The organism is Caulobacter sp. D5 (genome assembly GCF_003185805.1).
Classification (GTDB): Bacteria; Pseudomonadota; Alphaproteobacteria; order Caulobacterales; family Caulobacteraceae; genus Caulobacter.
In genome coordinates this window covers 1-13,128 of record NZ_QHJY01000353.1, presented here as the reverse complement: position 1 = coordinate 13,128, position 13,128 = coordinate 1, and the positions used below count along the sequence as shown (strand labels likewise).

General features: G+C 69.2%; 11 protein-coding genes. 7 read left to right on the top strand and 4 right to left on the bottom strand.

Going from position 1 to position 13,128, the window contains the following annotated elements; all coding sequences use genetic code 11:
- From DMC18_RS20685 to DMC18_RS20675, 3 genes are all read left to right on the top strand, one after another.
- On the top strand, positions 1 to 1,199 hold a 1,199-nt coding region (locus DMC18_RS20685), incomplete at its 5' end, for an aldehyde dehydrogenase (NADP(+)) (protein ID WP_110133272.1).
- A gap of 351 nt (positions 1,200 to 1,550) precedes the next feature.
- Positions 1,551 to 4,790 (top strand): autotransporter outer membrane beta-barrel domain-containing protein, encoded by a 3,240-nt coding sequence (locus DMC18_RS26195; protein WP_110119829.1) that lies wholly within the window; start codon positions 1,551 to 1,553, stop codon positions 4,788 to 4,790.
- Between the two features lie 8 nt (positions 4,791 to 4,798).
- Entirely contained in the window at positions 4,799 to 5,524 is a 726-nt protein-coding gene (locus tag DMC18_RS20675) for a response regulator (RefSeq protein WP_110119828.1), read from the top strand.
- Positions 5,525 to 5,680: 156 nt separating this feature from the next.
- Here the strand turns inward: DMC18_RS20675 and DMC18_RS20670 are convergent, their stop codons facing one another.
- Complete coding sequence (locus DMC18_RS20670; protein WP_110119827.1) at positions 5,681 to 6,190, bottom strand: hypothetical protein; 510 nt, start codon at positions 6,188 to 6,190, stop codon at positions 5,681 to 5,683.
- Between the two features lie 192 nt (positions 6,191 to 6,382).
- Here DMC18_RS20670 and DMC18_RS20665 point away from each other — a divergent pair, with 192 nt between their 5' ends.
- Positions 6,383 to 7,687 carry a M20/M25/M40 family metallo-hydrolase gene (locus DMC18_RS20665; protein WP_110119830.1) on the top strand — a complete coding sequence of 435 codons (1,305 nt, stop codon included), beginning with the start codon at positions 6,383 to 6,385 and terminating at the stop codon, positions 7,685 to 7,687.
- Positions 7,688 to 7,826: 139 nt separating this feature from the next.
- Here the strand turns inward: DMC18_RS20665 and DMC18_RS20660 are convergent, their stop codons facing one another.
- From DMC18_RS20660 to DMC18_RS20650, 3 genes are read right to left on the bottom strand one after another with little or no spacing between them, the layout of a single operon-like run.
- Positions 7,827 to 8,261, bottom strand: a complete 435-nt coding sequence (locus DMC18_RS20660) for a flagellar basal body protein (protein WP_199232599.1) — start codon at positions 8,259 to 8,261, stop codon at positions 7,827 to 7,829.
- Entirely contained in the window at positions 8,261 to 8,596 is a 336-nt protein-coding gene (locus tag DMC18_RS20655) for a rod-binding protein (protein WP_110117955.1), read from the bottom strand. Before DMC18_RS20655 ends, DMC18_RS20660 begins: the two co-directional genes overlap by 1 nt.
- Positions 8,596 to 9,711, bottom strand: coding sequence for a flagellar basal body P-ring protein FlgI (locus tag DMC18_RS20650; RefSeq protein WP_110117954.1), 1,116 nt, complete (start codon positions 9,709 to 9,711; stop codon positions 8,596 to 8,598). Before DMC18_RS20650 ends, DMC18_RS20655 begins: the two co-directional genes overlap by 1 nt.
- A gap of 236 nt (positions 9,712 to 9,947) precedes the next feature.
- Here DMC18_RS20650 and DMC18_RS20645 point away from each other — a divergent pair, with 236 nt between their 5' ends.
- The 3 genes from DMC18_RS20645 to DMC18_RS20635 all read left to right on the top strand — a co-directional run bounded on the left by DMC18_RS20645 (position 9,948) and on the right by DMC18_RS20635 (position 13,062).
- Positions 9,948 to 10,376 (top strand): flagellar assembly protein FliX, encoded by a 429-nt coding sequence (locus tag DMC18_RS20645; protein WP_110133270.1) that lies wholly within the window; start codon positions 9,948 to 9,950, stop codon positions 10,374 to 10,376.
- A gap of 214 nt (positions 10,377 to 10,590) precedes the next feature.
- A complete protein-coding gene (gene dksA / locus DMC18_RS20640) occupies positions 10,591 to 11,019 on the top strand; it encodes an RNA polymerase-binding protein DksA (protein WP_110121381.1) in 429 nt (142 codons plus the stop codon).
- A 204-nt stretch (positions 11,020 to 11,223) separates the two neighbouring features.
- On the top strand, positions 11,224 to 13,062 hold the full coding sequence (locus DMC18_RS20635) for a DUF885 family protein (RefSeq protein ID WP_110121382.1): 1,839 nt from the start codon (positions 11,224 to 11,226) through the stop codon (positions 13,060 to 13,062).
- The last annotated feature ends 66 nt before the right edge of the window (positions 13,063 to 13,128 follow it).

The window sequence follows — 13,128 nt, the reverse complement described above, 5'->3', positions numbered from 1 at the left end:
CCCGCGTCGACCCGGCCCTGCCCGAGCGCAAGCCGCTGCCGCGCGCCGATCTGCGCCAGCGCTTCATCGGCCTGGGTCCCGTCGCCGTGTTCGGCGCCAGCAACTTCCCGCTGGCCTTCTCGACCGCCGGCGGCGACACCGCCGCGGCCCTGGCCGCCGGCTGCCCGGTCGTCTTCAAGGGCCACCCGGCCCACCCCGGCACCGCCGCCCTGGTTGGCGCGGCCATCAGCAAGGCCGTCGAGAAGGCGGGCCTGCCGGCCGGCGTGTTCGCCCTGCTGACCGGTCAGACCCACGAACTGGGCGGCGCCCTGGTCAGCGACTCGCGGATCAAGGCCGTCGGCTTCACCGGCTCGCGCGCCGGCGGCGTGGCGCTGATGAAGATCGCCAACGCCCGTCCCGAGCCGATCCCGGTCTATGCCGAGATGAGTAGCGTCAACCCGGTCGTGCTGTTCCCGCACGCCCTGGCCGCCCGCGCCGAGGCCCTGGGCGCGGCGTTCGTCGGCTCGCTGACCATGGGCTCGGGCCAGTTCTGCACCAATCCCGGCCTGGTCCTGGCGCTGGAAGGTCCGGACCTCGACACCTTCATCGCCTCGGCCTCGGCCGCCCTGGCCGCCGCTCACCCGCAGGTCATGCTGACCCCGGGCATCTTCGGCGCCTATGAGCAGGGCGTGGAAAAGCTGGGTTCGCGTCCGGGCGTCACCGTCGCCGCGCGCGGCCTGGTCGGCGAAGGCTGCAACCAGGGCCAGGGCGCCCTGTTCGTGGTCGACGCGGCGACCTTCGCCGCCGATCCGGCCCTCAGCCATGAAGTGTTCGGCTCGTCGTCGGTCGTCGTCCGCGCCCCGGACCTCGCCACCCTCGCCAAGCTGCTGGAAGGCCTGGAAGGCCAGCTGACCGCGACCCTGCACCTCGACGCCGAAGACGCCGAGGCCGCCCGCGGCCTGCTGCCGATCCTCGAGCGCAAGGCCGGCCGCATCCTGGCCAACGGCTGGCCGACCGGCGTGGAAGTGGCCCCGGCCATGGTCCACGGCGGCCCGTTCCCCGCCACCTCGGACGGCCGCTCGACCTCGGTCGGCACCCGCGCCGTCGAGCGCTTCCTGCGCCCGGTCTGCTACCAGGACCTGCCCGACGTGCTGCTGCCGGCGGCCCTGAAGGAAGCCAACCCGTGGGGCGTCAAGCGCGCCGTCGACGGCGTGCTCTAAGCCAGTCGGTCCGGTCAGGACCCCAAGGCTCTATAAGTGAAAGCGCGCGGCGGCCCCGGCCCCGCGCGCTTTTTCTTTGCCGTTTCAGGGCGTGGACGGTCTGCAACGGCTCTGGAATCGCCGAGTGCGCCCGAGCGGCCTTTTCTTGCGCGGGCGTCGGAATAACGGCGGCTTTGAGCCGGGAACGGCAACACTTCGGAGGCGAGCCGGCGCCATGGCGACAACCTTCCGGGCCGTTTGAAACGGAAGTGTATCGGTGCGAGCGTCGCCGTAGCATGACGGAAATTTCATAGACACGCCTGGGCCATGCACGGCCCCTAAGGCTCGGAGGTTCCATCAGGCGGGTCCTCCATGTCGCGTAAGCTTCTGATCTTGTCGGCCGCAGCTCTGCCTATGCTGCTGCACGCCGGCGGCGCCGTCGCCGAGACCGAGATCACCAGCAGCAGCCGCACCAAGGCGGTCGCGACCTCGACCGCCAACGACGGCGCGGCCGACGACGTCAAGATCACCAGCGACGGCGTGATCACCTACGCGTCCGAAGGCGCGATCGCCACCGTCGACAGCAGCAACACGCTGACCAACAACGGCACGCTGCAAAGCGCCGACATCTCCAACTCGACCGGCATACTGATCAGCGGCGGCCTCACCTCGACGGTGACCAACGGCGGCACGATCTCGCTGACCGAGGACTACGACTACGAGGACACCGACAGCGACGGCGACTACGACGGCCAGTTCGCGCTGGGGACCAATCGCTACGGCATCCACCTGACCGGTTCCGGCGACTTCACCGGCACGATCGAGAACTCGGGCGCGATCACCATCGAGGGCAACGACTCGATCGGCATCATCCTGGAGTCGTCGGTGATCGGCGACATTCTGAACTCCGGCTCGATCGCGGTCACTGGCGACGACGGTTACGGTATCCGCAACACCGCCAGCATCACCGGCGACATCGTCAGCGACGGCTCGATCAGCGTCACGGGCGCCAACAGCATCGGCCTGGCGGTCAACGGCGAGGTCGACGGCTCGGTCATCGTGCAGGGCTCGATCACCGCCACCGGCTACCGCTACACCAGCCGCTACACCGATCCCGACGACGAGGCCCTGCTCGACGCCGACGACCTGCTGCAAGGCGGCTCGGCCATCCAGGTGACCAGCAACGTCGCCAAGGGCCTGGTGCTCGACGCCCCGCCCGAGGACACCAACGACGACACCACCGACGACGAGGACGGCGACGGCGTCGCCGACGACGAGGAAGGCACCGCCTCGGTCTCGGTCTACGGCGGCGCGCCGGCGATCCAGATCGGTTCCGACACCCAGACCGTCACCCTCGGCTCGGCCGGCGACGGCATCTATGACTATGGCCTGGTCATTCGCGGCTCGGTCGGCGCCTACGGCATCCACCCGGGCGTGGCCGCCACCGGCGTGCAGATCGGCGGCTCGGCCGGCTACGAGACCCTGGTCACCAACGGGATCAACCTGGAAGGCTCGATCGCGGCCAACGCCTACGAGGCCGACGCCGTGGGCCTGCACCTGACCTCGGGCGCCATCGCCCGGATCCTCGACAACAGCGGCGGCCTCTCCGCTTCGGTCACGGCCGAGGGCGACTCCGCCGCCTACGCCCTGCTGATCGACGCCGGCGCGACCATGACCACGGTCAACAACAGCGGCACGATCCTGGCCACCCTCTACGGCGAGACCGGAACCGCCAACGCCATCGTCGATCGCTCGGGCACGCTGACCACGATCAACAACACCGGCACGATCGCGGCCTACCTGACGGCCACCGACGACGACTACGACCTCGACGACAGCAACGACGACGCCGACGACGAAGTGGTCACCGGCAAGGCCGTGGCCATCAACCTGCAGGCCAACACCACCGGCGTCACCATCACCCAGACCGGCGTCGATGACGGCGACGACGGCGACGACGACGTGGCCGACACCGATACCGACGGCGACGGCGTGGACGACGCCGACGAGCCGACGATCATCGGCCAGATCCTGCTGGGCTCGGGCGCGGACACCCTCAATCTGCTGAACGGCACGCTGTACGGCGAGATCTCGTTCGGCGACGGCGCCGACGTCTTCAACATCGACGGCGGCGCCTACGCGGTCACCAAGCTGAGCGACAGCGACGGCAAGCTGTCGATCAACATCGGCGACGGCGGCCTGATGCTGACCAACACCAACACGATCAACGCCACCAGCCTGACCCTCGGCGCCGACGCCAAGCTGGTGTTCACCGTCGATCCCTCGGCGGGCACGGCGACCCAGCTGGTGGTCGACACCGCCACCATCGCCAGCGGCGCCAACCTGGGCTTGGTCTTCAACAACCTGCTGACCACGGCCAGCACCTTCAAGGTGATCTCGGCCGGAACCCTGACCGCCGGCGACATCGACCAGGACCTGCTGGGCGACGCGCCCTACCTCTACGTCGCCAGCGCCTATACGCAGGACAACGACGTCCTGATCGACGTGCGCCGCCGCACGGCCGCCGAGGCGGGCATGACCAGCGGCCAGGCCTCGGCCTACGAGGCGGTGTTCGCGGCCCTGAGCAACGACGACGGCATCGCCGGCGCCTTCCTCAGCCAGTCGACCGCCGACGGCTTCTACAATCTCTACGACCAGATGCTGCCCAGCACCGGGCAGGGGATGTTCACCAGCCTGCAGGCGGTGCAGCAGCAGCTGTCGTCGGCCACGTCGGTGCGTCCGGACGGCGCCGACCGCTACGGCCCCGACAGCGTCTGGGTGCAGGAGATCAACAGTCTGGTCCGCATCGAGGACGGGGCGGTCCAGGGCTCGGACACCAAGGCCGTGGGCCTGGTCGCCGGCTACGAGGCCATGGGCGACGCCGGCGGCGCGCTGGGCGTGACCCTGTCGTTCGTCAGCCTCGAGGAAAAGGACACCGCCGCCAAGGTCGGCGAGGAGACGACCGCCTCGGTGTTCCAGGCCGGAACCTACTGGCGCCGCTCGGTCGGCGGCTGGCGCCTGAACCTGGGCGGCGGCGCGGGCTACATCCGCTTCAACGGCGACCGCAGCTTCATCAGCGAGGACGCCGACAGCGACGGCGCGGCCGACGAGATCGTCCGCAACACCGCCTCCTGGAATGGCTTCACCGCCAACGCCTTCGCCGGCGTCGGCTACGAAGTGACCTTCGGCGCCAACTACATCCGCCCCGAGACCCGCCTCGACTACGTCTACATGTGGGAAGGCGAGCGTCGCGAGCACGGCGGCGGCGAGGGCTTCGACCTGACGGTCGCCTCGCGCAAGTACAGCAACCTGTCGAGTGACATCGGCGTGGTCTTCGGTCGCCAGTTCGGCAAGGAAGTCTGGTTCAAGCCGGAAGTCCGCGTCGGCTATCGCAAGACCCTGGCCGGCAAGTTCGCCGACACCACGGCCTCGTTCGCGGGCGGCACGCCGTTCACGATCCTGGCCGACAACGCCCGCAACGGCGCGGTGACCCTGAACGTCGCCCTGCGCGCCGGTTCGGATCTTTCCTATTTCGCCCTGGAGGGCGGGGCCGAAGCGTCCCGTCGCCAGACCCGCTATTCTGCCCGGCTTGTCGGCCGGGCGATGTTCTGAGAACGCCCGTGAGACCCCGCCTGCTCATCGTCGATCCCGATATCGACTCCCGCGCCGCCATTACCGCCCTTCTGGGCCGCTTCGACCTGGAAGTGCTCGAGGCCGGTTCGGCCCGCGAGATGGACCAGATCCTCGGCCGCACCCAGATCGAACTGGTCGTGATGGACATCCTGCTGCCCGACGAGGCCGGCCTGTCGGTCTGCGCCCGCCTGCGCCGCCTCAACCCGGCTCCGGGCGTGGTGGTGGTCAGCGCCGTCGACGACGAAAGCGACGTGGTGGTCGGCCTGGAGATGGGCGTCGACGACTACATCGCCAAGCCGTTCCGCCCGCGCGAGACGGCCGCCCGCATCCGCGCCGCGGTCCGCCGCCGCCAGGCCTATCGCGCGCCCGAGCCGATCGCCGCCCCGCCGGTCTATCAGTTCAGCGGCTGGCGCCTGAACGTCGCCACCCACGAGCTGTTCGATCCGCGCGGCGAGTCGGTGAACCTGTCGTCGGCCGAGTTCCTGGTGCTGTGGACCCTGGTCTCCAAGCCCCAGCAGATCCTCACCCGCGACCAGCTGCAGCAGGGGCCGCCCGAGGCCCGCAGCAAGGCGCCGCCGCAGCAGATCAACGTCACCATCAGCCGCCTGCGCAGCAAGCTGCGCCGCGCCGAGGGCGGCGCCCAGATGGTGCGGACGGTCCGCCACGCCGGCTACATGTTCGCCCCGCGCGTGGACCGCGTTCACGCGGACTGACGGGCTCGAAGACCCTCCCCCTGATGGGGGAGGTGGCCCGAAGGGCCGGAGGGGGAAGTCCCTGCTGAACTGAGAGCGGCCGCGGACGCGGGGGTCAACCTCCCCCTCCGTCGGCCTCGCCGACACCTCCCCCTTCGGGGGGAGGGTCCTGAAATCCTATTTCTTCCGCACGAAGATCAGCGTCTGGTCCGGCGGGCCGGGCTTGCCGTCGACGTCCTGCTCGATCAGCAGGGTGTCTGGGGCCGAGAGGGCCACGCGCATGGTCTGGCGGCGGCCGGTCTGGCCGTGGGTCATCACCGCGACGCTGGATTGGCCGGTGCGATCGACGCTCAGGGTCACGAAGTTGAAGTTGACCACGGCCCGCGTCGGCGAGCCGTCGAGGCCGGCGTCGGCGAACTGGATGGCGGCCACCCCCTCGTCGTCCTCCTCGACCAGGGTCCAGGCGATGAACTTGCCGTCGTCCTTGGTGATGTCGAGCTCGCCGCTCAGCGGGGCGGCGCCGGTCAGGGCCTCGTTGAAGTGCGAGCGCGGCAGGTCGAGCATCCACTTGCCGCCGACGCCCAGGGGACCGCTGGCCTGAGCGGCCGGCGCCTGGGCGAGGGACGGGGCGGCGAGCAGCAGGAGACCCAGGCCCGCGAGCGCGGATGCGACTTTAGCTTTGGCCATGACCGATCTCCTTGACGATAGGTCAATGTCGGGTGGCGAGATCGGTTCGTCCAGAGGTCCGGCGTTTTTGGCGCCCGGTGTTTTTGGGAGCCGCCGTTACGCCAATTGTGGATTGCCAATCGGGGCACGCGGTCGCTCTGGTCGGCGGACTGCAAGAATCGGAGCCCGCCCATGCGCCGCCTGTCGCGTTCGATGTCGCGTTCGCTGTTGTTCGCCGCCTCGCTGTTCGCCGCCGGCGCGCTCTACGGCCCCGAGGCCGACGCCGCGGAGAAGGCCGACACCTCGGTCAAGGCCGTGCAGAAGATCGTCGGCGGGGCCGGCTTCAAGGCCGCCGTCCAGCAGCTCGACGCCGACTATGACCGCACCGTCGCCGACATCGTCACCCTGACCGAGATCCCCGCGCCGCCCTTCAAGGAGGAAAAGCGTGCCAGGGCCTATCTGGAGATGCTCAAGGCCGTGGGCCTGACCGATGTCGAGATGGACGCCGAGGGCAACGTCATGGGCGTGCGGCCCGGGACGGCGACCAAGGGCAAGGGTCCGTTCGTGGTCATCGCCGCCCACCTCGACACCGTCTTCCCCGAAGGGACCGAGGTGAAGGTCAAGCGCGAGGGCACGAAGCTGTCGGCCCCCGGCATCGGCGACGACACCCGCTCGCTGGCCGTGCTGCTAGCCTATGTGCGGGCGCTGGACGCGGCCAGGATCAAGACCAGGTCCGACATCCTGTTCGTCGGCAATGTCGGCGAGGAGGGGCCGGGCGACCTGCGCGGCGTGCGCCACCTGTTCACCAAGGGCAAGTACCAGGGCCGGATCGGCGCCTTCTTCTCGATGGACGGCTCGGATCCCTCGCGCATCGTCGACCGCGGCGTCGGCTCCAAGCGCTATCGCGTCACCTTCAAGGGCCCGGGCGGCCACAGCTACGGCGCGTTCGGCGTGGTCAACCCGATGACGGCCATGGCCCAGTCGGTGGTCGATCTCTACGCGGTCAAGCCGCCGGCCGATCCCAAGACCACCTATTCGGCCAGCGTGGTCGGTGGCGGCACCTCGGTGAACTCGATCCCCAATTCCATCTTCATGGAGTTCGACATGCGCTCGGAGAGCGCCGACGAACTGGCCAAGCTGGACAGGACGCTGGTCGCCATCCTCGACAAGGCCGTGGCCGGCGAGAACGCGGCCCGCTCGACCAAGCCGGGCGAGGTCTCCTACGAGGCCAAGGTGATCGGCGAGCGTCCGGCCGGCGGCACGGACCCGAAGGCCGCGATCGTCACGGCCACGGCCGCCGCGGCCTCGGCCCTGGGCTTCACGCCCACCCACGAGGCTTCCTCGACCGACGCCAACCTGCCCATGAGCGTGGGGATCCCGGCCGTGACCATCGGCTCCGGCGGCAAGGGCGGCCGCGCCCACGCCCTGGACGAATGGATCGACGTCGAGAAGGGCGAGACCCTCAAGGGCATGCAGGTCGGCCTGGCGGCCCTGCTGGCCGTGGCGGGGGTGGAGTAAAAATGCTCCCCCTGAAGGGGGAGCTGTCGCGAAGCGACTGAGGGGGATGTGACTGTTGAACCTGCAACCGCGCCGGCGTGGGCAGGAACTTCCCCCTCCGGCCCTTCGGGCCACCTCCCCCTTCAGGGGGAGGATCCGGTCACGCCCGCTGGTTCAGCGTGATCGCGGTGGCGCTGTTGCGGTAGGCCGAGCCCTGGGCGCTGGGGCCGTAGCCGGCGGCTTGCGGGCGCTGGGCGGCGATCTCGTTGGCGACGGCGCGGACCAGGCCCTCGGTGACGGTCTTGGCCGCGGCGATGGCGCGCGACTGGCGGGCGAGGACGGCGTCGAAGGCCTCGGTGGCGCGCACCAGGCGCATGCGGCGCTCGGGCGTGGCGGCCTGGACGACGGCGACGTTGCCGCGCACCCGCGCCGACTCGTGGCGGTAGATGTTGGCGAGCTTGGCCGTCTCCTCGACGTGGCGGGCGGCCTCGTGCGGGCGGCGGGCCTCGAAGGCGGTGGCCTGCTTGGCGATCAGGTCGGTCAGGCGCTCGGTCAGGATGATCAGCTGTTCGACGCGCTCGTCGGCTGGACTCATCATTGGGCGACCTCCTGCAGGCCTTGCATCTTGAGCATCTCGCGCTGGACCGAGGCGGCGATGCCGACGCCGCCGGCCTTGGCCACTTCCTTGGCCATGGCGTCGGTCAGCAGCGACTTGAACATCTCTTCGCCCTGGCCGCCGCCGAACGGTTCGGGGGTCTTCACGCCCTCGAACATCGACTGCATCATCGACGACAGGAACGAGGCCTCGAACTTCTGGGCCGTTTCCTTGATCTTGCCGCGCTTGGCCAGTTCGGCGGCCGAGGTCGCGCCGGTTCCGGAGATGGCCGAGTAGGCGTCGACGGCGCTGGCGGCGGAGGAGAGGGCGCTCATCACATCACCTCGATGTCGGCTTGCAGGGCGCCCGCGGCCTTCACGGCCTGCAGGATGGTGATCATGTCGCGCGGGGTGACGCCCAGGGCGTTGAGGCCGCCGACCAGGCTCTTCAGCGACGCGCCGCCGCCCAGGGTGATCAGCTTCTTGCCCTTTTCCTCGTCGATGTTGATCGTCGACTGCGGGACCACCTTGGTCTGGCCCTGGCTGAACGGGGCCGGCTGGCTGACGGCCGGGGTCTCCTGGACCGAGATGGTCAGGTTGCCCTGGGCGATCGCCACCTGGCTGATGCGGACGTCGTCGCCCATCACCACCACGCCGTTGACCTCGTCGATGATCACCTTGGCCGGGCCGTCGGGCTCGACTTCCAGGTTCTCGATGGCGGTGATGAAGCTGATCATGTCCATGCCGCCCGGCGAGCGGATCGCCACGACGGTGGGGTTCTGGGCCTGGGCGCAGCTGGGGAACTTGATGTTGATGGCGTCGGCGATGCGGCGGGCGGTGGTGAAGTCGGGGTTGCGCAGGGTCATGCGCAGCTCGCTCATGGCCACCATCTGGAAGCCGGTCTCGCGCTCGACGTCGGCGCCGGCGGCGATGCGGCCGGCGGTCGGGACGCCGCGGCTGATCGAGCTGCCCGAAGCGCCGCCGGCCGAGACGGCGCCGGTCTGCACCTGGCCCTGGGCCACGGCGTAGGTCTGGCCGTCCGCCCCTTGCAGCGCGGTGACCATCAGCGTGCCGCCCTGCAGGCTCTTGGCGTCGCCCATGGCCGAGACCGAGACGTCGATCTTCGAGCCGGCGCCGGCGAAGGCGGGCAGCTTGGCGGTGACCATGACGGCCGCCGCGTTCTTGGCGTTGAGGTTGGCGTCGCGGACGTTGACGCCTTGGCGCTCGAGCAGCGATTCCATGCTCTGCTTGGTCATCGGCGCGTTGCGCAGGCTGTCGCCCGTGCCGTTGAGGCCGACGACGATGCCGTAGCCGATCAGGTGGTTCTCACGCACGCCTTCGAACGAGACGATGTCCTTGATCCGCGACTTGGCGGCGGCCGGACCGGCGATGACGGTCATGGCCGCGAGGGCCAGGCCGGCGAGAACGGAGCTGAAAAATGAACGACGCATGGATTTCCACACCGAAGGACGCAATTCCGTCGCGGCCCATGCCAGAACCGGGCCAACGGAAAAGGTGAGGAAAATCAATGAAAAAGTCGGGCAAAAACGCCTGCGACAATCCTGTCCGGCAGATTCTGCCCGGCATTAACCATACCGCAAGCGCCGATCTCGAATATGGGCTCTCATCGGGGAGGCCGACTCCCTATATGTAGGCGTGCAAGACCAGCTTTGGAGCGACGGTCGTCATGAAGGTTTCGAGCTCGGGAGGCGTGGGCGCAGCTGGCGCATCACGCGCGCGGCCGGCGGGCGGCGGATCGAACTTCGCCCTGCCCAGCGTCGGCGGCGCCAGCGGCGTGGCCGGGACGGCCGCGGCAGGCGGTCTGGCCGGCGTGGGTTCGCTGGACGCTCTGCTGGCCCTCCAAGCCAACATGGACCCGATGGAGCGCAAGCGTCGCGCCATCCGCCGGGCCGACGACATTCTGGACATCCTCGACGGCCTGAAGATCGCCGTGCTGGACGGGGAGGTCTCCTCCAGCACCATCGACAAGCTCAAGCGCGCCGTTCGCGAGCACCGCGAGAGCGTCGACGATCCGAAGCTGCAGAGCCTGCTCAACGAGATCGAGACCCGCGCGGCCGTCGAAGAGGCCAAGCTCTCCGTGGCGCAAGGCGCGTGAGGAGCGGCGGGATGGAACCTCGAACCCATTCCCGCGATTTTATTGCCCCGGCCGGCGCGGCGAAGCTCGTCGCCCCCGTGCAGCGTCGCCGCCGTGTCAGGCAGGCGCGCGCGCCTGAATGCACCGCTCATGCGACGTTCATTGAACGGGGCTATCGTTTTGGTATAAGCACACCGCCCGCTGAGGGCGGAGTTCATCGGGGCGTGAGGCGTTGATGCAGACGGCCACTGTTCTTAAGGAACCGAATACGTATCGTCCTTCCGAGGACGAGCCGTTCATGAATGAGCGGCAGCTCGAGTATTTCAAACAGAAGCTGCTGACCTGGAAAGAGGAAATCCTTCGCGAATCTCGCGAAACGGTCTCCCACCTCCAGACCGAAACTGAGAACCATGCCGACCTCGCCGACCGGGCGTCGTCGGAAACCGACCGGGCGCTGGAACTTCGGACCCGCGACCGGCAGCGGAAGCTGATCTCCAAGATCGACCAGGCGTTGCGCCGGGTCGAAGACGGCAGCTACGGCTACTGCGAAGAGACCGGCGAGCCCATCGGCCTGGCCCGTCTGGACGCGCGTCCGACCGCCACCCTGAGCCTCGAAGCCCAGGAGCGTCACGAGCGTCGCGAGCGGGTTCACCGCGACGACTGAGGTCTCGCAGGTCTTATCCTGATGTGTTTTGCGACGGCCTCGCTCCATGAGCGAGGCCGTCTGCGTTTCTGCCCGAATTAAGTCCAAGCTTGCTGCTTTTCACGGCGACGGGGGAATGATCTTCTCCCGCCCGTCGAGGGTCGTTGAGCGGGGGAAGGTCCGCGCCTACGGCCGCTCGAAAGCCTCTTTCAGCGAGCCGCGTCCATGCGCCTGTCCCGTCGTCATCTTCTTCTCTCGGCCGCCGCCGCCACTGCGGCTTCGGGGGCCGCTTGCGGCCTGCCGGCCTTCGCCGCGACGCCCGCCAAGGGCCCGATCGCCGATCCGAAGCTGGCCAAGCTGCTCGACGCCTTCGTCGACGAGATGCTGATCGACCAGCCCGAGGCCGCCACGGGCCTGGGCCTCGACAAGGGCGCCCGCGCGGGGCTGAAGGCCAAGCTGTCGGACAGCTCGGCCGCCGGTCGCCGCGCCCAGGTCGCCGCCTATGCCGACCGCGCCAAGCGCATCGCCGCCATCGATCCCAAGACCCTCAACCCGCACGACCTGACGATCCGCGACACGGTGCTGGCGGCCCAGAAGATCGGCGCCGAGGGCGAGGCCTTCAGCTACGGCGGCGACTTCGCCAATCCCTATGTCGTCAGCCAGCAGGGCGGGGCCTATTCGTTCGTGCCGGAGTTCCTGAACTCGCAGCACGGCGTCGAGACCGCCGCCGACGTCGACGCCTATGTCTCGCGCCTGGCCGCCTTCGCCAAGGTGGTCGACCAGGAGAACGGCCGCATCGCCGAGGACGTCGGCGCCGGCGTCATCCCGCCGAGCTTCATCCTCGACAACGCCATCGGCCAGCTCACCGAGATGCGCGCCCAGAAGGCCGCCGACAGCCGCATGGTCGGCTCGCTGGCCGAGCGCGCCAAGGCCAAGGGCCTGGCCGACCGCGCGGGCGATGCGACGAAGATCATCGAGGGCGAGGTCTATCCGGCGCTCGACCGCCAGATCGCCGCCCTCAAGGCCGCGCGCGAGAAGGCCGACGACAAGGCGGGCGTCTGGAAGCTGCCGCAGGGCGAGGCCTATTACGGCTGGGGCCTGCGCTACAACACCACCACCACGATGGACGCCGAAGAGATCCACGCCCTGGGCCTGGAGCAGGGCCGCGAGATCGCCGCCCGCATGGACGTGCTGCTGAAGGGCCAGGGCCTGACGCAGGGCTCGGTCGGCGAACGCGTCACCGCCCTGACCAAGGACCCGCGCTACCTCTACGCCGACAGCGACGCGGGCCGGGCCGAGCTCCTGGCCTATCTCAACGACCGCATCGCCGCGATCCGCCTGCTGATGCCCAAGCTGTCGCGCCTGGGCCTGAAGGCCGACGTCATGGTCAAGGCCGTGCCGAAGGAGATCCAGGACGGCGCGCCGCAGGGCTACATGAACTTCGCCTCGCTCGACGGCTCGCGCCCGGCGATCTACTACATCAACCTGAAAAATATGGGCAATTGGCCCAAGTTCAGCCTGCCGACCCTGACCACCCACGAGGCCATTCCGGGCCACGCCTGGCAGGGCGCCTACCTGGCCGAGCGGGCCAGCCAGATCCCGACCATCAGCTCGCTCATGGGCTTCGGCGCCTTCGTCGAGGGCTGGGCGCTCTATGCCGAGCAGATCGCCGACGAGGCCGGCTACTACGAGGGCGATCCGCTGGGCCAGCTCGGCTACCTGCAGGCCCAGCAGTTCCGCGCCGCCCGCCTGGTGGTCGACACCGGCCTGCACCACAAGCGCTGGACCCGCGACCAGGCGGTGGAGTTCATGACCTCGACCACCGGCCGCGCCAAGCCGGCCATGGTCAGCGAGGTCGACCGCTACTGCGCCAGCCCCGGCCAGGCCTGCGCCTACAAGATCGGTCACACCGAGATCCTGCGCCTGCGCGAAAAGGCCAAGGCGGCGCTCGGCCCGCGCTTCGACCTGCGCGACTTCAACGACGCCGTGGTCTCGACCGGCGGCACGCCGCTGACCGTGCTGGGCGAGGTGGTGGATCGCTATGTGAAGACGGCGAAGGGGTAATCACGGTCCCTCTCCCCTTGCGGGAGAGGGTGGCCTCGCGGAGCGAGGTCGGGTGAGGGGTCTCTC

Bases quoted from the DNA above. Each gene is read 5' to 3' on its own strand.
- DMC18_RS26195 (WP_110119829.1), top strand. From the start codon at position 1,551: ATGTCGCGTAAGCTTCTGATCTTGTCGGCCGCAGCTCTGCCTATGCTG.
- DMC18_RS20670 (WP_110119827.1), bottom strand. From the start codon at position 6,190: ATGGCCAAAGCTAAAGTCGCATCCGCGCTCGCGGGCCTGGGTCTCCTG.
- DMC18_RS20665 (WP_110119830.1), top strand. From the start codon at position 6,383: ATGTCGCGTTCGCTGTTGTTCGCCGCCTCGCTGTTCGCCGCCGGCGCG.
- DMC18_RS20660 (WP_199232599.1), bottom strand. From the start codon at position 8,261: ATGAGTCCAGCCGACGAGCGCGTCGAACAGCTGATCATCCTGACCGAG.
- DMC18_RS20655 (WP_110117955.1), bottom strand. From the start codon at position 8,596: ATGAGCGCCCTCTCCTCCGCCGCCAGCGCCGTCGACGCCTACTCGGCC.
- DMC18_RS20650 (WP_110117954.1), bottom strand. From the start codon at position 9,711: ATGCGTCGTTCATTTTTCAGCTCCGTTCTCGCCGGCCTGGCCCTCGCG.
- DMC18_RS20645 (WP_110133270.1), top strand. From the start codon at position 9,948: ATGAAGGTTTCGAGCTCGGGAGGCGTGGGCGCAGCTGGCGCATCACGC.
- dksA (WP_110121381.1), top strand. From the start codon at position 10,591: ATGCAGACGGCCACTGTTCTTAAGGAACCGAATACGTATCGTCCTTCC.
- DMC18_RS20635 (WP_110121382.1), top strand. From the start codon at position 11,224: ATGCGCCTGTCCCGTCGTCATCTTCTTCTCTCGGCCGCCGCCGCCACT.